Annotated in this window: 8 protein-coding genes; 4 read left to right on the forward strand and 4 right to left on the reverse strand. The window is 64.9% G+C overall.

All coding sequences use genetic code 11. The features are described from left to right. Positions 1 to 4: 4 nt before the first annotated feature. From XH93_RS03125 to XH93_RS03135, 3 genes are all read right to left on the reverse strand, one after another. A complete protein-coding gene (locus XH93_RS03125; RefSeq protein WP_139479767.1) occupies positions 5 to 508 on the reverse strand; it encodes a phage tail protein in 504 nt (167 codons plus the stop codon). A gap of 12 nt (positions 509 to 520) precedes the next feature. Further along, the gene (locus tag XH93_RS03130; RefSeq protein WP_139479766.1) at positions 521 to 1,045 is read right to left on the reverse strand and encodes a phage tail protein; all 525 of its coding nucleotides are present in this window, start codon (positions 1,043 to 1,045) and stop codon (positions 521 to 523) included. Positions 1,046 to 1,278: 233 nt separating this feature from the next. Continuing rightward, the gene (locus XH93_RS03135; RefSeq protein WP_194472354.1) at positions 1,279 to 11,010 is read right to left on the reverse strand and encodes a cadherin repeat domain-containing protein; all 9,732 of its coding nucleotides are present in this window, start codon (positions 11,008 to 11,010) and stop codon (positions 1,279 to 1,281) included. A 728-nt stretch (positions 11,011 to 11,738) separates the two neighbouring features. On the opposite strand from XH93_RS03135, the gene XH93_RS03140 reads away from it, so the two are divergent. Both XH93_RS03140 and XH93_RS03145 read left to right on the forward strand, forming a co-directional pair. Next, positions 11,739 to 13,007, forward strand: a complete 1,269-nt coding sequence (locus tag XH93_RS03140) for an efflux RND transporter periplasmic adaptor subunit (RefSeq protein ID WP_139858783.1) — start codon at positions 11,739 to 11,741, stop codon at positions 13,005 to 13,007. Beyond that, positions 13,004 to 16,177 carry an efflux RND transporter permease subunit gene (locus XH93_RS03145; RefSeq protein WP_139479763.1) on the forward strand — a complete coding sequence of 1,058 codons (3,174 nt, stop codon included), beginning with the start codon at positions 13,004 to 13,006 and terminating at the stop codon, positions 16,175 to 16,177. The genes XH93_RS03140 and XH93_RS03145 overlap by 4 nt, the downstream gene beginning before the upstream one ends. An 82-nt stretch (positions 16,178 to 16,259) precedes the next feature. Here XH93_RS03145 and XH93_RS03150 read toward each other — a convergent pair whose 3' ends face one another. After that, positions 16,260 to 17,867, reverse strand: a complete 1,608-nt coding sequence (locus XH93_RS03150) for an alkaline phosphatase family protein (RefSeq protein WP_194472355.1) — start codon at positions 17,865 to 17,867, stop codon at positions 16,260 to 16,262. Positions 17,868 to 18,189: 322 nt separating this feature from the next. On the opposite strand from XH93_RS03150, the gene XH93_RS03155 reads away from it, so the two are divergent. Continuing rightward, positions 18,190 to 19,065, forward strand: coding sequence for a MurR/RpiR family transcriptional regulator (locus XH93_RS03155; protein WP_246799474.1), 876 nt, complete (start codon positions 18,190 to 18,192; stop codon positions 19,063 to 19,065). A 155-nt stretch (positions 19,066 to 19,220) separates the two neighbouring features. Further along, positions 19,221 to 20,423: an ABC transporter substrate-binding protein gene (locus XH93_RS03160; protein WP_139479761.1), complete on the forward strand. Its 1,203-nt coding sequence runs from the start codon at positions 19,221 to 19,223 to the stop codon at positions 20,421 to 20,423. The last annotated feature ends 60 nt before the right edge of the window (positions 20,424 to 20,483 follow it).

Below are 20,483 nucleotides of genomic sequence, written 5' to 3' on the forward strand. Positions count from 1 at the left end.
GCTCCTAGGTCTGGCTCGGAAAAATGCCAAACAGTGAAATGATGAAATCGACGCACAGATAGGGTTGGAAATTGCTATGCGGCTGGCTACCTCCGGTCGCCGCGACGGCCTGCGGACTGCAGTTGGTATCCGGATCGCTGGCAAAATACAGCTGGCTGACCAGGCCCGTTGACGGCAGGTCACTCTGGACGTTGGGCGAGTTTGCCGCGTTGGTCGAGGCAACGAGCGGGTGAGTATGCGCAGGTATTTGCTGCACCGTCAGCGTGATCTCCTCGGCGCCGCCGGTCTCGGCCATGACGAAGCCGTTGCCCTGATGGAGCGGCAGGCGCCCGCGCAGGTCCGGAAGCGCGAAGGTCGACTGGCCGTCGCCGCCATAGGTCGTGCCAATCAACTGAAACAGCGTCTCGTTTTCGCTGATCGGCAGCAGTTGCCCTTCGCAGAACATCCAGCCGGCCGGCGCGAAGTTGCCGGCAAACATGCGAATCTCGCCAACATAAGGCTGTGCCATGAGTGCGTTTCCTCAGTTCGGCGAGGGGAAGATGCCCTGAAGGGCGATGCAGAAGAGAACCGTCAGGAACGGTTGCAGGTTGAGATGCGCCTGACTGCCGCCGGTGTTCGCCAAATCACCCGCGTTGAGCGGGGTCAAGTTGGTGATCGTATTGGTATAATAGTTGATGGGATTGGTACCGACCGCCGTCGTGCCCCTCGCGAGCACGTTGCCGGCGGGCGCGACGGAGCTCGCGTTTGCAGTCGAGCCCTGAAACACGTGCATGTGCGCCGGCATTTCGGCGATCGATATTGTGTGGGCCTGCTCGCCGCCGCGCCCGCCGAGCGCGTTGCCGCCGCCGACATGGATCGGAACGCACCCGCGCAAATCGGGCAACGCAAAATTCACCCGCCCGTCGCCGCCGAATGTCGTACCGAGCAGCGAAAACAGCCCCTGATTCTGATTGATGGGAAGCAACTGGCCGTTGCACTGCGCCCATCCCTTGGGCGCGAAGTTGAACGACATTATGCGGATCTCGGAAAGAAACGGGTCAGCCATCGGTCCTCCGCCAAATACGATTTAAATTCTGCAAAAACACGAGACAGCGACGCCGTATCGATAACGTGCGCACGATAGCGTGTTTTACGGCTAGTGCAACCTCAACGATAGCATGGTCGCTGCAATTTTTTTTCGCGCCTCGCGATCTTGCCCGGCCGTGACGCGTGTGAGTTGGAACGACGTGAAGAGTCGATTTGAGCCCGGCTCTGATTCACTCAGAGCCGGGCAGCGTGCTAGAAGAAGAAGTCTCCGGCGTCGATCGAATGCACGGACACGTTTTTCAGGAAGATCGCATCACCGCCGGGAATGCCGATGGTGACGCCGCCCGCAACCTCGGTGACGGCGAGCTCGGCGAAGGAAAGGCCGCGTCCGTGCAGGTCGATATGATCGTGCTCCGCGGTATCGGCGTTGTTGGCGTTGAAGTCGGTGATGGTGTCGAGGCCGTTGCCGCTCACGCGATAGTTGAACACGTCGTTGCCACCCGCACCGGTAAAGATATCGTCGGCGGCAGTGCCGGTGAAGGTGTTGGCGAGTGCGTTGCCGGTGCCCTGATGCGAGAAGTTGCCGACAAAGGTCAGCTTTTCGACGTTGGCCGGCAGGGTGTAAGAGACCAGGAAAGTCTGCACCTCGTCGGTGCCTTCGTTGGCGAACTCGAACACGGTGTCCGTCTTGGACTGGACCGCGTAGATGTCGTCGCCCTTGCCGCCTTGCAGCGTGGTGAGGCCGCCGCCGTCGATCAGCGTATCGTTGCCGTCCAGCCCGACCAGATAATCGTTGCCGGCGCCGCCGGTCAGCACGTTGTTCAGGGCGTTGCCGACGCCGATGAAGTCGTTGTTTCCAACGTGGGTCAGATCGTTGTCGGTGGCTTCGAGCGTGTAGTTGGAGACGTTGGTCGCGATCACGAGCGTCGGTGCTGGCGCGGGAGCCGCGACCGTGGCCGGCGTCGAGGGATTCGGAAGCGCCGCCAGCGCCGCGGTGACGTCGGCGTGGTCGGCCAGCCGCCGCTCGCCATCGGCCAGGTTGACGTACATCAGGTCGTTGGCGGTCGTCGGATCGGTGGTGTCGGGAAGGCCGAGCACGTGACCGAGTTCGTGGACCACGGCAGTCAGGAGGTCGAGATGGCCCGCTGCGGCGTTGGTCGGATCGGTCTGCAAATCGGTCGTGGACCCGTTCACGGCATGGGTGAATTCCGAGTTGTCGTTCGGCGTCGGGTCGACGAACCAGCCATGGCCGGCGCCGTCGTCATCGATGGTGATGTGCCCCGGGGTCTGCTCGCCGGCAATATTGCCGCCGAGGTCGGCCACGCTGAAGGTGGTGGCGAGCATTGCATCGAACTGGGCCTGCGTTGCGCCGGCGTGCATCCACTGGGCGATCGCTGCCGCGACGACGGTATCGAGTTGAGTCTGGGTGAGATGGGTCTCGCCTGGCGTCGGCGTGGAGGCGGCGACGCCACCGCCCGCCGCCAGTATCGGCGTCGGGATGGCGCCGGTGGTCCCGAACGGGCTGCCGACATTGACGGTGATGACGCCGGTGCCGGCAGCCGTATTGCCCTTGGTGGCGGTCACCCAGCTCTGAATGTCGGAGACCGTGGAGCCGTTGCCCGCGAAGTCCTGAAGCAGGAACGTGTTGCCCGACATATTTTGCAGGCGGTAGTCGGCCGTATAGGTCGCGCCTGCGCCATTGTGGACGTCATTGTTGAACATGTTGAGACGAAGCGTCGTGGCGCTGCCGCCGCCGCTGATGCCGGCAATGACTGCAATCTGCTGCAGGCCCTGACCGGTCGTGTCGGTGCCGGTCAAATGGTTGTTGTCGATGGTGGCATTGATGACCGCATTGCCCTGCCCCGACTGGACGTGAATTCCTCGCTGATAGTTGCCGGTAATGGTGTTGTTCTCGATCAGGACGGTGCCGGTGCCGCCGGTTGCGCCGACACCTTGAACGTCGACCGACACGGCGTCGGTACCCGGACCGGCGATGTGGGTGATCGTGTTGTCACGGATCTTGCCGGTCGAGGTGCCGCCGGCGGAGGCGTGCGTGACCTTGATAGCAACGCTGCCGGTTCCGAGCGAGGTATTGTTGTGAATGTCGTAGGTGATGATGCCGGTGCCGGTTTCACCGATGACGACCATCGCCGTGTTGAAGTTGTTGGATGCCAGCGATCCGCCGGAGGTGACGCCGGAGATATCGGCGTTCATCTTTCCGTTGGTTCCTCCCGCCGTTGCCTGCACGGCCGTGCCGCCGGTGACGAAGGTGTTCTGGCCGCTCGTGTTGTTGACGATCAGGCTGAAATTGCCGCCGGTGTCGGAGTTGACCGACAGGTGGTCGCCGGCAAACGGCCCGGTCTGGTTGTTCCAGGTGGTCCCTGAAACGGTCAGCTGGTCAGGCGTGCCCGCGAAGTTCGTGGCGGTGTCGTTGTTGACGTGGAACTGGATCGTGTTCGAGTTCGAGAACGTGGTGCCCGTGATCGACGAGGTGCCGAGCAGGTTGTGAAGTTCGAAGCCGTTGAAATTCGCCTGATCGTTGTCGGCGCCGCCGCCCGAGAAGACGCCGCCCGTGATGGTCAGATTGGTGATGTTGTTGCCGTTCACGCCATGACCGACCGAGCCGGTCGCATGCATGTTGGTCAGGGTCAGATTGGTGACGCTGCTGGCGTCGATCCAGTTCGAGTTGTCGTTGCCGGCGTTGTTTGCGCCGGCGTCGGTGATGTTCATGTTCGCGAGGGTGATGCCGCGCGTCGACGACAGGCTGATGGAGTCGCCGGTGGTGTTCTGGATGGTGCCGCCCGAACCGGTGGTCGAGCCGGTGCCGGTCACCGTCAGGCCGCCGCTGGTGCCGGTGTTGTTCAGCACGATGCCGTTGGCCGCGCCGTTGGCGCTGATGTCCTGGAAGGTGAGGCCGCTGGCGCCGATCGTGGTACCGGTGACGTTGAGCGCGGTGCCGGTGGTGCTGGTGATGTGATTGGTGCCGGTGACGTTGACGGTGCCGCCGCCGGTGGCGGCGAAGCCGCTCGAGGCGCCGGTGCTCAGCGTCATGCCGCCGGTGAAGTTGATCGTGCTGCCGGTGTTGCCCGAGAGCGATACGCCGCCGCCGGCGTCGGCGCCGTCGGTGATGGCGCCGGAGAAGGCGACCGTGCCGCCGGTGTGGCTGGCGACCGAGACCGACGATCCGGTGCCGTCACCGATCGTGCCGGCATAGCTGATGTTGCCGGTGCCGCCGTTGACGTCGAACTCCGAGGTGGTGTGGCCCGACAGCGTGCCGCCGGTGGTGGTGAAGCTGCCGGTCAGGGCGCCGCCGAGCTGGACGCCGAAGGCGCCGCCCGACGAGCTCACCGTGCCGAGCGAGACGTTGAGCGCGCCGCCTTGGTCGATGTCGACGGCCTGGCCGGAGCCGGTGATCGACATCTGGTCGACGGTCAGGTTGCCGACCGAGTTGTTGCCGTCATCGAGGCCGGTGGTGCCCGAAGCGGTCGTGATGTTGATGCCGTGGATGGTGTTGTTCTGGGCGAGATCGATGCCCTGGTCGGCGGCGGTGGTGACGTTGATGGTCGGCCGCGCGCCGCTCGAGGTTTCGATCTGGATCGCCGGGCCGCCGAACGGATCGGGCAGCGACAGCGCCTGGTCGTCGCCGAGCAGGGTCTGGCCGTCCTTGAGGTTGATGCCCTCGCCGGTATAGGTGCCGGCCTTCAGATAGATGATGTCGTTGACGCCCGGCCCGCTCGAGATGTTGAACTCGTGGATGTCGGTGAACGGGTTGGCCTGCGAGCCGCGCGGCGCGGTGGCATCGGTGATGGTCTGGGCCTGATCGATGAACCAGACCTGCTGGGTGACGCCGACCTGGATCACGTCGGTGTCGGTGATCGGGCCGCCGGTGCCGGTGTGGCCGTGGTCGTTGGTCGCCATCGTGATGGTCGTGGTCGACGATCCGGTGGCGCCGTCGGCCGCGGTGTAGGTCACGGTGCCGGCGAGCGAGGCGTTGATCTGCGCGATCGTGCCGGTCAGCGTGACGACGCCGGTGCCGTTGCCGGTGATGGCGGCGCCGCCGCCGACTGCGGCGATGTTGACGATGCCGCCGCCGGCCGAGGTCAAGGTCGTGGTGATGTCGTTGCCGCCTGCGGCGTCGACGTCGGAAATCGAGAGGCCGGTGATGTTGTGGCTGGAGCCCGACATCAAGGTGAAGCTCGCCGGCACGCCATTGTTGACCGGCGCGTCGTCGACCGCGGTGACGTTGAGGGTGTGAGCCGAGCCGGCGCTCTGATGGTTCGCCGCCTGGCCGTCATCGACCGTGAAGGTCACGGTCCGCGCCAAGGTCGACGGGTTGTCGCTGTTGTCGTTATACGTGACGGAGCGCAGCGCGGCCTCGTAGTTCGCCACCGTGTCGGTGCCGGTCAAGGTCAGCGTACCGGTGGCCGCATTGAACGAGCCGGTGATGTTGGCGGTGTTGGTGAAGGCGAGCAGGTCCTCGCCGTTGACGTAGTTGGCGCTGATCTGCACCGTCGCGCTGGAGAGCGTCGCGGTGTCGACGTCGGTGACGGTCAGCGCGGATGCGATCGCGGTCGGGCCCTGGTTCTCGGTGAAGGCCAGGGTACCGGTGGCGTTGATGGAAGGCGCGTCGTTGACCGGCGTGACGTGGATGGTCGAGGTCGAGGTGTTGCTGTTCAGCGAGCCGTCGTTGACCGTGAAGCTGACGGTGCGGTCGAGCCCGGACGGGTTGTCGCTCGAGTTGAAATAGGTGACGGAATCGAGCGCGGCCTTGTAGTTCGCGACGCTCGAGGAGCCGGACAGCGTCAGCGTGCCGGTCGCGGCGTTGAACACGCCGGTGATGCCGTTCTGGTTGGTGAAGCCCAGCACGTCCTGGCCGTTGGCGTAGTTGCCGGTGACCTGCACCGTCGCGCCGACCAAATTGGCGCTGTCGACGTCGGTGACGTTGACGGTGGGATCGATCGCGGTCGCGGCCTGGTTCTCGGTGTAGTTCAGCGTGCCGCCGGCGGTCGTCGCCGGTGCATCGTTGACCGGCGTGACGTTGATGGTGCCGGTGACGGGCGTCGACGTCGCCGCGCCGTCATTGGCGATGAACGTCACGGTTCGCGCCAGCCCTGACGGGTTCTCGCTGGTGTTCTGATAGGTCACCGCGGCCAGCGCCGCCTGATAGTTGGCGACGGTGTCGGTGCCGGACAGCGTCAGCGTGCCGGTGGCGGCATTGAACGAGCCGGTGATGTTGGCGGTGTTGACGAAGGCGAGGACGTCCTGGCCGTTGGCGTAGTTGCCGGTGATCTGGATCGTCGCGCCGGTCAGCGTGGTGTTGTCGACGTCGGACACGGTGATCGCCGGGTCGATTGCGGTCGCGGCCTGGTCCTCGGTGTAGCTCAGGACATGGCCGGCGACGACCTGAGGCGGATCATTGACCGGCGTGACGTTGATGGTGCCGGTGACCGGCGAGCTGTCGAGCGTGCCGTCATTGGCAATGATCGTGACCGTGCGCGCCGCTGCTGACGGATTGTCGCTGCTGTTGAAGTAGGTCACCGAGGCGAGCGCGGCCTGGTAGTTCGCGACCGTGTCGGTCCCGGTCAGCGTCAGGGTGCCGGTGGCGGCGTTGAACGAGCCGGTGATGGTGGCGGTGTTGGTGAAGGCGAGGACGTCCTGGCCGTTGACGTAGCCGCCGGTGATCTGCACCGTGGCATGCGTCAGGTTGGCGTTGTCGGAATCGGTGACCGTGATCGCCGGATCGAACGCGGTGGCGGCCTGGTTCTCGGTGTAATTCAGCGTATGGCCGGCGGTGACGACCGGGGCCGCATCGATCACGACGCCGATGGTAAAGGTCTGCTGGCTGTGCAGCGTGCCGTCGCTGGACTGCACCGTGATGTCGTAGAACCCGTCGGCGAGATGGATCTTGGAGGGATCGGCGACCGTGACCTTCCCGGTGGTCGGATCGATCGTGAAGCCGCCGCCCGAGGTGTCGCCGACCAGCGAATAGGTGACGTTGGGCCCGTTGATATCGGTCGAGAACGCGGTGATCCCGACCGAGGCGCCGACCGGCGCGCTGACCGCGACCTGGTTGGCGCCGCCATCGCTGTCGACCGGGGTCGACGGCGCAACGTCGGTGACGGCGATGACGAAGGCCTGCGAGCTCGTCAGCGTGCCGTCGCTGGCCTGCACGGTCACGGTGTAGCTGCCGCCCGAGGATTCGTAGTCGACCTTGGTGTCGTCGGCGATGGAGATGACGCCGGTGGTGGCATTGATGGTGAAGGCGCCGCCGGAGGTGTCGCCGGTCAGCGAATAGGTCACGGCCGGCCCGTTGACGTCGGTCGCGGATGCCGTGACGCCGACGGTGGTGCCGTTGGCCGCACCCTCGACAACGGTGTTGGTGGCGACATCGGCGTCGACCGGGGCCGACGGCGCGACGTCGGCGACGTTGATGGTGAAGGTCTGCGAGCTCGTCAGCGTGCCGTCGCTGGCCTGCGCGGTGACGGAGTAGCTGTGGCCGCCGCCGGAGCTCTCGAAGTCGATCTTCGTGGGATCGGCGACGGTGATGACGCCGGTGGTGGCATTGATGGCGAAGCCGCCGCCCGAGGTGTCGCCGGTCAGCGACCAGGTGACGGCCGGCCCGTTGACGTCGGTCGATGACGCCGTGACGCCGACGCTGGTGCCGGCGGCCGCGCCTTCGGCAACTGAATTGGCAGTGGCATCGCCGTCGACCGGGGTCGATGGCGCGACGTCGGTGACGGCGATGGTAAAGGTCTGCGAGCTCGTCAGCGTGCCGTCGCTGGCCTGCGCGGTGACGGTGTAGCTGCCGCCCGAGGTTTCGTAGTCGATCTTGGTGCTGTCGGCGACGGTGATGACGCCGGTCGCGGCGTTGATGGTGAAGCCGCCGCCGGAGGTGTCGCCGATCAGCGAATAGGTCACGGCCGGGCCGTTGACGTCGACGGCGGATGCGACGATGCCGACGGTGGAGCCGTTGGCGGCGCCTTCGGCGATCGAATTGGCCGCGCCGTCGCTGTCGACCGGGGTCGTCGGTGCGACGTCGGCAACGCCGATGGTGAAGGTCTGCGAGCTCGCGAGCGTGCCGTCGCTGGCCTGCACGATGACGGTGTAGGCGTGGCCCGCGGCGGTCTCGTAATCGAGCTTGGTGGAATCGGCGACGGTGACGACGCCGGTGGCGGCATTGACGGTGAAGCCGCCGCCGGAGGTGTCGCCGATCAGCGAATAGGTCACGCCCGGGCCGTTGACGTCGGTCGAGGATGCGGTGATGCCGACGGTGGAGCCAGCGGCCGCACCCTCCGCAATGCTGTTGGCGGCGACGTCGCTGTCGACCGGGGTCGACGGCGCGACATCGGTGACGGCGATGGTGAAGCTCTGCGAACTCGTCAGCGTGCCGTCGCTGGCCTGCGCCGTCACGGTGTAGCTGTGGCCGGGCGCGGTGCTCTCGTAGTCGAGCTTGGTCGGATCGGCGACGGTGATGACGCCGGTGGCGGCATTGATGGTGAAGCCACCGCCCGAGGTGTCGCCGATCAGCGACCAGGTGACGGCCGGGCCGTTGATGTCGGTCGAGGACGCCGTGACGCCGACGCTGGTGCCGGCAGCCGCGCCTTCGCTGACCGAGTTGGCGGTGGCGTCGCTGTCGACCGGGACCGACGGCGCAATGTCGCCGACCGCGATGGTGAAGGTCTGCGAGCTCGCCAGCGTGCCGTCGCTGGCCTGTGCGGTCACGGTGTAGCTGTGGCCGGCGGTCTCATAATTGATCTTGGAGGGATCGGAGACGGTGATGACGCCGGTCGTGGCGTTGATGGTGAAGCCGCCGCCGGAGGTGTCGCCGGTCAGCGAATAGGTGACGGCCGGGCCGTTGACGTCGGTCGAGGACGCCGTGATGCCGACCGTGGTTCCGGCCGCGGCGCCCTCGATGACCGAATTGGCGGTGACGTCGCTGTCGACCGGGGCCGACGGCGCGGCGTTGGCGACCGCAATCGAGAAGCTCTGCGTCGTGACGTCGGCGCCGCTGGTGGCCTGCACGGTGATGCCGTAGGCGTGCCCTGCGGCGGTTTCATAGTCGATCTTGGTCGGATCGGCGACCGTGACGACGCCGGTGCTGGCATTGATGGTGAAGCCGCCGCCGGAGGTGTCTCCGATCAGGGCATAAACCGTCGCCGGTCCGTTCGGATCGACCGCGGACGCGGTGATGCCGACCGTGGTGCCGGCGGCGGCGCCTTCGGTGACGGTGTTGGCCGCGGCATCGGCGTCGACCGGCGTCGTGATCGATACGTTGCTGACGGCGATGGTGAAACTCTGCGAACTCGTCAGCGTGCCGTCGCTGGCCTGCGCGGTCACGGTGTAGGTGTGGCCGGGCGCGGTGCTCTCATAGTCGATCTTGGTCGGATCGGCGACGGTGATGACGCCGGTGGTGGCATTGATGGTGAAACCGCCGCCGGAGCTGTCCGATGTCAGCGACCAGGTCACGGCCGGGCCGTTGATGTCGGTCGAGGACGCCGTGATGCCGACGGCGGTGCCGGCGGCCGCGCCTTCCGCCACCGTGTTGGCGGCGGCATTGCTGTCGACCGGCGCCGACGGAGCGACGTCGGTGACGGCAATGGTGAAGTTCTGCGAGCTGGTCAGCGTGCCGTCGCTGGCCTGCGCGGTTACCGTGTAGGCGTGGCCGGGCGCGGTTTCGAAGTCGATCTTGCTGGGATCGGCGACCGTGATGACGCCGGTGGTCGGGTTGATGGTGAATGCGCCGCCCGCGCTGTTGGTCAGCGACCAGGTCAGCGCGCCGCCATTGACGTCGGTCGACGCTGCGGTGATGCCGACGACGGTGCCGGCGGCCGCGCCTTCGACCACGGTATTGGGGGCCGCGTTGCTGTCGGTCGGCGTCGACGGCGCAGCGTCGCCGATCGCGATGGTGAAGCTCTGGGTGCTCGTCAGCGTGCCGTCGCTGGCCTGCGCCGTGATGGTGTAGCTGTGGCCGGGCGCGCTCTCATAGTCGATCTTGCTGGGGTCGGCGACAGTGACGACGCCGGTATTGGGATCGATCTTGAAGGCGCCGCCCGCGTTGTCGGTCAGCGAATAGGTCACCGTGCCGCCGCTGATGTCGTCTGCATGCACGGTCACGCCGACGGTCGTGTTGACGACGGCGCCCTCGGTGACGGTGTTGGCCGCGGCGTCGCTGTCGCCGGGCGCCGGCGGCGCGACGTCGTAGACCCCGATGCTGAAGCTCTCCGAGCTGACGCCGCCATGGCCGTCGCTGGCCTGGACCGTGATGACATAGAAATGGCCCGGCGCGGACTCGAAATCGATCTTGGTGGGATCGGCGACGGTGACGATGCCGGTGTTGGCATCGATCGTGAACCCGCCGTTGGAGGAATCCGCCGTGAGCGAATAGGTGACGGCCGGGCCGTTCACGTCGAACGAGAATGCGTTGATGCCGGCCACGGTGCCGGCGGCGGCGCCTTCATACACGGCGGCGGTGTCGCCGGTGAAGCTGTCGATCGGTGTCGACGGCGGCGCGTTGGTGACGGCGATCGAGAAAGTCTGCGACGAGACGAAGATGCCGTCAGTGGCGCGTACGGTGATGCCGTAGCTGCCGCCGGAGCTCTCGAAATCGAGCTTGGTCGGATCGGCGACGGTGACGACGCCGGTGTGCGAATCGATCTTGAAGGCACCGTTGGCGTCGTTGGTCAGCGAATAGGTGATCGGAAAGCCGATCAGGCTGTTGGCGTGCGCGGTGATGTTGACCGAGGTGTTGGCAGCGGCGCCTTCGACGACCGTGTTGGTGCCGGAATTGGTGTCGGTCGGCGGCGACAGGAAGCCGGGGATCGGCGGAAACAGCGTGCCGGGAGGGCAACCGATATAGAGATACTGCAGACCATACGTGTCGGCGAACGCCTGAGCGACCGGATCCAGGACGATATGACCGGTCGGATCGAGGTGAAGTTCCGGGCGCGTGAAACCACCGATTGTAAAGGCGGGTATGGTCGTCATGAAGCGCTCCTGCAACCGGCGTGAAGGCCGGTCCTAATTACAATTGTCGGGAAAGCGGACGTGTGAACTCGTTCACACCTTGGGGTTGATTAGCAGCGACCAGTGACCGCATGGGGTCGTGCGCGAAATGAGAAAACCGCACCGAGCGCGCAGCTGTGCTGTCAGCAAGATCAAATGCGCTTGCCATTTACGTAGTCGCCTTCACATACTCACGCCGCGACTAAGCCCAGCAAATGTTCAAGAAAAATGCGGCGGCCGAGAAATTTTACCCTTCGGCAACCATGACCGTATTGGCGATGTTTCCGAGTGTCAATGTGTGTGCACATGACAAATGAGCCATTAACCTTTATGGCGCGATGCAGCGGGAGGTAGAGCTCAGCAATAAGTCGTATTTCGGCAAACTTGCAGGACGACGTTTTTGCCGCGCCGCCGGGATCGCCCGGTCATGACAAATATATGTCGGCTACTCGCTCTGTGATTGTCCCCGCCGCAAACCAGGACATGAACCTGCTGGCCTGATAGGCCAGCGTTGCTGCCTGTTCCCGTCGTCCCGGCTTCGCGATTACGTCGTAAGGCTCTCAGACTACGAAACTATTAGCTTGATCCGGCGGCCATCTTGAACAGACTGGGAAGCGGTTACATCTGTGACGTCCGCCGCGGTTACATCACGGCGGTCCATCCGGGTTGAATCACGGCAATTTTATTTGCGGCGTCGTTGGGGAGACGGAATGAGCTTGATTGGCAAAACGGAGTATCCGGCTCCAGGGACCGGCGTCGAGCGTGATTCGCTCCGCCGTTACGTATCGCGTGGCCTTGTGCCGATCGGCCTGCTGGCCGCGCTGGCGCTCGGCGGCTGCGAGGACAAGGCGCAATCGCAGGCGGCCGCGCCGCCGGCGCCGCCCGTCACCGTGGCCCAGCCGGTCAAGCGCACCGTCACCGACTGGGACGAGTTCACCGGCCGCTTCGAGGCGATCGAGGAGGTTCAGGTCCGCGCCCGCGTCGGCGGCTTCGTCAACAGCGTCGAGTTCAAGGACGGTGCGATCGTCAAGGCCGGCGATCTGCTCTACATCATCGATCCGCGTCCGTTCGAGGCCGTCGTGCTGCAAGCCGAAGGTCAACTCGCCGACGCACGCGCCAAGGGGGAGCTTGCCAAGCGCGATCTCGAGCGCGGCCTCAACCTGGTGCAGACCAGCGCGGTTTCCGAACAGGTCGTCGACCAACGCCGTCAGGCCTTGCAGGCGGCGCGCGCCGCCGAAACCCAGGCCGAAGGCGCGCTGAAGGCCGCCCAGCTCAATGTCGAATTCACCCATGTGCTGGCGCCGATCACCGGCCGCGTCAGCCGGCATCTGGTGACGCCGGGCAATCTCGTGCAGGGCAGCGAGGGCGGCTCGACGCTTTTGACCTCGATCGTGTCGCTGGATCCGATCTACATCTATTTCGACGTCGACGAGACGACCTATCAGCGCAACAGCCGGCTCTGGTTCGAAGGCAAGCGGCCGAGCTCGCGCGATACGCCGAACCCGGTGCAGGTGACCTTGACCGGCGAAACCAAGCCCTCGCACGAGGGCAAGATGGACTTTCTCGACAACCGCCTCGACGTCTCGACCGCGACGCTGCGCAGCCGCGCAATCATCCCGAACAAGGATCTGTCGGTGCTGCCCGGGCAGTTCGGCCGCGTCCGCATCGTCGGCTCCTCGCCTTACGAGGCGCTGCTGATTCCCGATACCGCCATCGCCACCGACCAGTCGCGCAAGATCGTGTTCGTGGTCAAGGACGACAACACGGTGGAGGCGAGGCCGGTCGTGCTCGGGCCGCTGGATGAGGGCCTGCGCGTGATCCGCGAGGGCCTCAAGGCCGAGGACCACGTCATCGTGGACGGGCTGCAGCGCGCCCGCGTCGGCGCCAAGGTGACGCCGAAGATGGCGCAGGCTCCCGCAGGGGATAAAGCGCCGGCCGCTCCGGCAGGTGACAAGCCCGCGGCGGGTGCCAAGCCATGAATCTCGGAAGGCTTTCCATCAACCAGCCCATCCTGGCGATGGTGCTGTCGATCGTGCTGCTGATCGTCGGCGCGATCGCCTACCAGACGTTGCCGGTCTCGGAATATCCGCAAGTGGTGCCGCCGACCGTCACGGTCACCACGCAATATCCGGGCGCCTCGGCGCAGACTGTGTCCGACACCGTAGCGGCGCCGATCGAGCAGGAGATCAACGGCGTCGAGGACATGCTGTATCTCTACAGCCAGGCGACCTCGAACGGCCAACTCACCATCACCGTCACCTTCAAGCTCGGCACCGATCTCGACAAGGCCCAGGTGCTGGTGCAGAACCGCGTCGCGATCGCGCAGCCGCGGCTGCCTGAAGAGGTGCAGCGCAACGGCGTCGTCACTCGCAAGAACTCGCCCGACATCCTGATGGTCGTGTTCATGCTGTCGCCCGACGACACGTTCGACCAGCTCTACATCTCGAACTACGCGCTGCTCCAGGTTCGCGATCAGCTCTTGCGGATCGACGGCGTCGGCGACATCCAGATGTTTGGCGCGCGCGACTACTCGATGCGGCTGTGGCTCGACCCTGACCGGATTGCCAATCTCGGCCTGACCTCGGGCGAGGTGCTGGCGGCGATCCGGGCCCAGAATCTGCAGATCGCGGGCGGACAGATCGCGGAGCCGCCGATCGCCGATCGCGCGTTCCAGCCGAACCTCGTCTTCACCGGCCGCCTGAAGGACATCAGGCAATTCGAGGACATCGTGGTGAAGGCCGGCTCCGACGGCCGCACCGTGCGGCTGCGCGACGTCGCCCGCGTCGAGCTCGGTGCGCTGTCCTATGCCACCAACAGTTTCCTGCTGCGCAAATCGGCCGTCGCGCTCTTGGTGACGCAGCGGCCAGGTTCGAACGCGCTGGCCACCGCCAAGCACATCTCCGACACGATGGCGCAGCTCAAGACCTCTTTCCCGAAGGGGCTCGACTACAATATCGGTTACAACCCGACCGAGTTCATCGCCCAATCGGTGCATGAGCTGATCAAGACGATCTACGAGGCGATGGCGCTCGTCGTCATCGTGGTGCTGGTGTTCCTGCAGGGTTGGCGGCCCGCGATCATCCCGATCATCGCGATCCCGGTGTCGCTGGTCGGCACCTTCGCGGTGATGGCCGCGCTCGGCTTCTCGATCAACAATCTGACGCTGTTCGGCCTCGTGCTCGCGGTCGGCATCGTGGTCGACGACGCCATCGTCGTGGTCGAGAACGTCGAGCGGCATCTCGAGCACGGCATGAGCCGGCGCGAAGCCGCGCTGAAGACCATGGAGGAGGTCGGCGGCGCGCTGGTCTCGATCGCGCTGGTGCTGTGCGCGGTGTTCGTGCCGACCGCGTTCCTCGGCGGCATCTCCGGGCAGTTCTTCCAGCAATTCGCGGTCACCATTGCGGTTGCGACCGCAATCTCCTGCTTCTGCTCGCTGACGCTGTCGCCGGCGCTAGCCTCGCAGATCCTGGTGCCGCATGAGGAGAAGCGGCCGCCGGCGCGCTGGAATATCATCGCGCGCGGCTGGGACAGTTTTACCGGGGTGTTCAACCGCATCTTCGACCGCCTGGCACACGGCTACGCGGCTGCCGCCGACTTCGTGATCCGGCATACCGTGGTGATGGTCGCGATCTACCTGGTGCTGATCGGCAGTGCCGGCTGGCTGCTCGCCACCACTCCGCAGGGCTTCATTCCGGCCCAGGATCGCGGCTACGTCATCATCTCGGCGCAGCTGCCCGGCGCCGCGTCGCTGGCGCGGACCACGGCGGTGGTGCGCGAGATCGAGCGGATCGCGCTGGATACGCCGGGCATCGTCCGCGTCGCGGCCTTCGCCGGCTTCTCCGGCGCGACGCGCACCCAGGCGGGCAATGCCGCGGCCCTGTTCCCGGTGTTCGACGAGCCGGAGGCGCGGCTGAAGAAGGGGCTGACGGCGAACGCCATCACCGCCGAGCTGCGCAAGCGGCTGTCGGTGATCCAGGGCGCCTTCATCATCGTGATTCCGCCGCCCGCGGTGCCGGGCATCGGCACCGGCGGCGGCTTCACCATTCGCGTCCAGGATCGGCAGGGGCGCGGGCCCGAGCTGCTGGCGGCCGCGACCGACGAGCTGGTGAACGCCGCGCGCAAGTCACCGAGCCTCACCTCGGTGTTCTCGCCGTACTCCGCCAATACGCCGCAGCTGTTCGTCGACATCGATCGCGTCAAGGCGCAGAAGCTCGGGGTGCCGATCGCCAACATCAACGACACGATCCAGACCTATTTCGGCTCGACCTACGTCAACGACTTCAACCTGTTCGGCCGCACCTATCACGTCACCGCGCAGGCCGATCAGCCGTTCCGGAAGGACAGCCCCGATCTGTCGCGGCTGCGCACTCGCAACGCCGCCGGCGACATGGTGATGCTCGGCAGCGTCGTGGACTTCAAGGACATCTCGGGACCCGACCGCGTTGCGCGCTACAATCTCTACTCGGCGTCCGAGTTGCAGGGCGAGCCTGGGCCAGGGGTGAGCTCGACGACGGCGCTCAACACCATCAAGCAGCTCGCCGACCAGACCTTGCCGAGCGGCTTCTCGTTCGAATGGACCGACCTGTCCTATCAGCAGGTGACCGGCGGCAATGCCGGCCTCTACGTGTTCCCGATCTGCGTGCTGTTCGTCTATCTGGTGCTGGCCGCACAATATGGCAGCTGGACCCTACCGTTCGCGGTGATCCTGATCGTGCCGATGTGCCTGTTCGCGGCCACCATCGGCGTGCGCATCATGGGCCAGGACGTCAACATCCTGACCCAGATCGGCTTCGTGGTGCTTGTGGGGCTTGCCGCCAAGAACGCGATCCTGATCGTCGAGTTCGCGCGCGACATCGAGCTCGAGGGCAGGTCGCGGCTGGAGGCGGTGATCGAGGCCTGTCGGCTGCGCTTGCGGCCGATCCTGATGACGTCGTTCGCCTTCATCCTCGGCGTGCTGCCGCTGGTGGTGTCGACCGGCTCGGGCTCGGAGATGCGCCAGGCGGTCGGCGTTGCCGTGTTCTTCGGCATGCTCGGCGTCACGCTGTTCGGCCTGATCTTCACCCCGATCTTCTACATGGTGGTGCGCAACCTCGCCGAAGGAAAGAACGAGGGCAAGAAGGACCAGACCACGGCGGCGGCGGCGGGGTGAGCACGAACCTTTCCAACATGATTCCGGGGGCATACCCCCGGAATCCATCTCTGCGTTGACGCGGCCGCGCGCGGACCGTGCTCTAGAACTGGTCGGCGATGCCCATGCCGGGATCGCTCACCGATGCCCGGCCGGTTTCGACATGGCCGGCCACGCGCCGATAGAGATTGCTGTCCGAGTCGCTGGTGATGACGAAGTCGTACCAGCCGCCCGTGGTGCGCAGATTCCAATACAGCTCTCTCGGCTGGCCGGAAGCAGGCACCTTGACATCCCACGACGTGCGGGCACCGCCGCCAACGTCCGGTCCAGGGAAGAAGACCGACGGATTGAAGCCGAAGCCCGCTGCCGAAAGGTCGGGGGCCTTCCGGAAACCTGGCACCGGGCCGACTCCGACCGGCTGGACGCCGGGACGCGGACCGAAGCCGGGAGACTCCGGCTGCGTCGCGGCGGATACCGCGGCGCTCACGGCAACCAACGGACCGTAGATCTTGTTGGACTTCACCGTGAAGCGGAGGTGGCTGTTGCCGTCGTTGCGGAGCTGCAGATGCACGCCGCCGTCGTGGATATTGTAGCCGACGAAGATTTCGGGGTTGGGCTCGTTCTTGGGCCGCATCGTGCTGATGTTGCCTGAGAAGTGACGGTGGAAGCCATTGGGAGCGAGCACCCAACAGACTTCGGGGTTGGAGGTCAACGCGTCCAGCACCTGGTCGGTGAAGTTGCCGGCGCGGGTCGGGCTGCCGCCGCCGGGATGCTCGGAGTTGGCCTGGGTCGGCAGGATCCACGACACCTGGGGCAGGTTGCCGCTCATCACGTCGGCTTTGAATTTCGCGAGATAGTCCGGACCACCGGTCAGGCCGTGCAGATAGTTGGGATCACCCGGCTGTGCGTGGCGGAAGCTGGAGAACGCCAGGCAGCCGTTCATCGCGCCGGTCCAGTTGTCGTTCATGTCCTGGTAGATGTGCCAGCTGACGCCGGCCTGCTGCAGGAGGTCGGGGAGCGTCGGCCAGTTGAAGTCGCTGCCGACATACTTGTAGGTCGGCTGAGGCTGCGGCAGGCCGGCCACCCATTTGGACGGGTTGGGCCAGCAGCGGTTGTTGTTGGGCTCGGAGTCGTTCGTCGTGCAGTTGATGCCCTGCGCGCGCAGCGCCGGATTGAAGTTGGAGCCCGACCAGAACACGATCCGGTTCGGGTCGGTGCCGGTCGTGATGGAGCAGTGATAGGCGTCGCAGATCGTGAATGCCTCGGCGAGGGCAAACTGGAACGGGATGTCCTCGCGCTGGAAGTGGCCCATCGCGTACTGGGTCTTGTACTTGGGCCACAAGCCCATCTTGCCCTGGTTCCACGCGGCCTGACTGTCGCCGAACGAGTGCGGCGTGCCGTATCCGACCAGCGCGTTGCTGGTGGCGGAGTCGCGATGGTAAGGCGGAATTTCACGCGTCCCATCGGATTGAAACCACACGTCCTTGCCGGTTTCGAGCGGAATCGGGAAGCGATCGCCGAAGCCGCGCACGCCACGCATCGTACCGAAATAGTGGTCGAACGAGCGGTTCTCCTGCATCAGGATCACGATGTGCTTGACGTCCATGATGGTGCCGGTCCGGCGCGCCGCCGGAATGGCGAGCGCCCGGTTGATGCTGGTGAAGGCAGCTGCCGCCGCAGCGCCCGCCAGAAAATCGCGACGTGTTGTCATCCTGTGTCGACCTTTTCTTGAGATGAAGGAGTGATCGCGCGGCACTGGCTTGGGCGCCCCGCGCAGGCGGACGAGGCGTAGCAAGGCGATTTGACGCAGATGTGAATAATTTATTTTTCAGATGCGTCTTTATGAGTTTTTTTCAGTGCATAGGTTTGATGGCGCCGCGGGCGACCAGCTCGTGATTTTTCCGGTGATCAGGATCAGATGCAGACGGTGAACGGCAGGAAGGTGGAATGACAGAGACAGCGCGACCGGCAGTGCAGTTTCATGCTGCCGATAGCCAATTCAATGGACTCCCACATCGTGTGCGAGGGGGGCGGTGAAGCGCTTGAACGTCGATCCAGGGCAATCCGTGAACGCCGTCCTGTCCCGGATTCGGGAACTGCAGGCTGATCTTCCTCCGAAAGCCGGGCAGATCGCCGCGCGGATCATCGGACAGCCCGAGTCCTTCATTCACATGTCGATCACCGAGGTTGCCGAGGCATGCGATGTCAGCGAAGGCACGATCGTTTCGTTCTGCCGGCGGGTGGGCGTTCGCGGATTTCAGGAGCTGAAGATCCTTCTGGCGCGCGATCTCATCGAGCCGGTTCACCTGATTCAGGAGAATCTGCATCAGGGCGATGATCCCGCGACGGTCACGGACCACATCTTTGCCGCTCACGCGGCTTCGCTGCACGAGACACGCCGTCTGCTGTCGATGGAATCCCTGGCGCAGGCGACGAGCATGTTGAACGAAGCGCAGAGAATCGAGATTTATGGCATCGGAAGTTCGGCGCCTATTGCGCAGGACCTGTCCTATCGGTTGCTGCAGCTCGGGCTCTCGGCGAGCGCCGTCGTCGATTCCCATGTCCAGGCGGTCAGCGCAGGCATGACCGGCCCGACGGTTGCGACCGTCACGGTGTCGCACTCCGGCAGTACGGTCGAGACGGTGCTCGCCACCCAATTGGCGCGGGAAGCCGGTGCCCGGACGATCGGCATCACCCGGCTCGGCAAATCGCCGCTCGCGGCCCATTGCGACGTTCTGCTCTATACTGTCGCAAACGAAACGCGTTATCGGCCCGAAGCGATGAGCAGCCGCGTCGCTCAGCTCGCCATTATCGATACCTTGGTCAGCTGTTGTGCGCTGACCCACACCGAGCGCTCGGTCGAGAGACTTCAACACGTCGCGCGTATTCTTTCCGAGAAGCGCTTTTGATCTGCGGCCTCAAGCCTGAGTTGGCACCCCGCCCCCGAAAATGACACCATCAAGCCCATACTATTGGCTGAGCCGAAATAGATGGGCAGGCGCAGGGTTATAAAATAGTCTCGCGCCGATTTTTTCCTGATAGAAACTGTGGGGAGACCATAACAATGAAATCGGGATACTTGTTCGGATCTTTGGCCGCCGTCGCGGCATGCAGCCTGTTGCTTGCGGCACCGGCATCGGCACAGGGTGTCAAGATCGGCATTCTCAACGATCAGTCCGGCGTCTATGCCGACTACGGCGGAAAATACTCGCTCGAAGCCGCGCGGATGGCGGTCGAGGATTTCGGCGGCGAGGTGCTGGGACAGAAGATCGAGATCGTCACCGCCGACCATCAGAACAAGCCGGACCTTGCGACTGCGATCGCGCGGCGCTGGTACGAGGTCGAGAACGTCGACATGATCACCGAGCTCACGACCTCATCGGTGGCGCTTGCGGTGCAGGAGCTGTCCAAGGAAAAAAAGAAGATCGACATCGTGGTGGGGGCGGCGACCTCGCGCATATCGGGCGATGCGTGCACGCCCTACAGCTTCCATTGGGCCTACGACACCCGCGCGCTGGCGGTCGGCACCGGCGGCGCGCTGACCGAAGCCGGCGGCAACACCTGGTTCTTCCTGACGGCCGACTATGCGTTCGGCTACGCGCTGGAAAAGGACACCAGCGACATCGTTACCTCGAAGGGCGGCAAGGTGGTCGGCCAGGTCCGCGTCCCGCTCAATTCGTCGGACTTCTCGTCGTTCCTGCTGCAGGCCCAGAGCTCGAAGGCCAAGATCATCGGGCTCGCCAATGCCGGTCTCGACACCACCAATTCGATCAAGCAGGCCGCCGAGTTCGGCATCGTGCGAGGCGGCCAGAAGCTCGCGGGTCTTTTGATGACGATCTCCGAGGTGCACGGGCTCGGGCTTGACGCCGCGCAAGGGCTGGTGCTGACCGAAGGCTTTTACTGGGATCACGATGCCGCCTCGCGCGCCTTCAGCGAGCGGTTCATGAAACGTACCGGCCATATGCCGAGCATGATCCATGCCGGCACCTATTCGGCGACACTGAGTTATTTGAAAGCGGTGAAGGCGGCCGGCACCAAGGACTCTGAAGCGGTCGCCGCGAAGCTGAAGGAGCTGCCGGTCGACGACGCCTTCGCCAAGGGCAAGGTGCTGGCGAACGGCCGCATGGTGCACGACCTCTATCTGTTCGAGGTCAAGAAGCCCTCGGAATCGAAGAAGCCGTGGGACTACTACAAGCAGATCGCGGTGGTGCCAGGCGACCAGGCCTTCTTCACCGTCAAGGACAGCGGCTGCCCGCTGACGAAGTGACGCGGGGCATCCAAGGGCGATGTCGTCCTGGCGAAAGCCAGGACGACGGTGGAGTGTGTG

The organism is Bradyrhizobium sp. CCBAU 51753, from assembly GCF_015291565.1.
Classification (GTDB): Bacteria; Pseudomonadota; Alphaproteobacteria; order Rhizobiales; family Xanthobacteraceae; genus Bradyrhizobium; species Bradyrhizobium ivorense.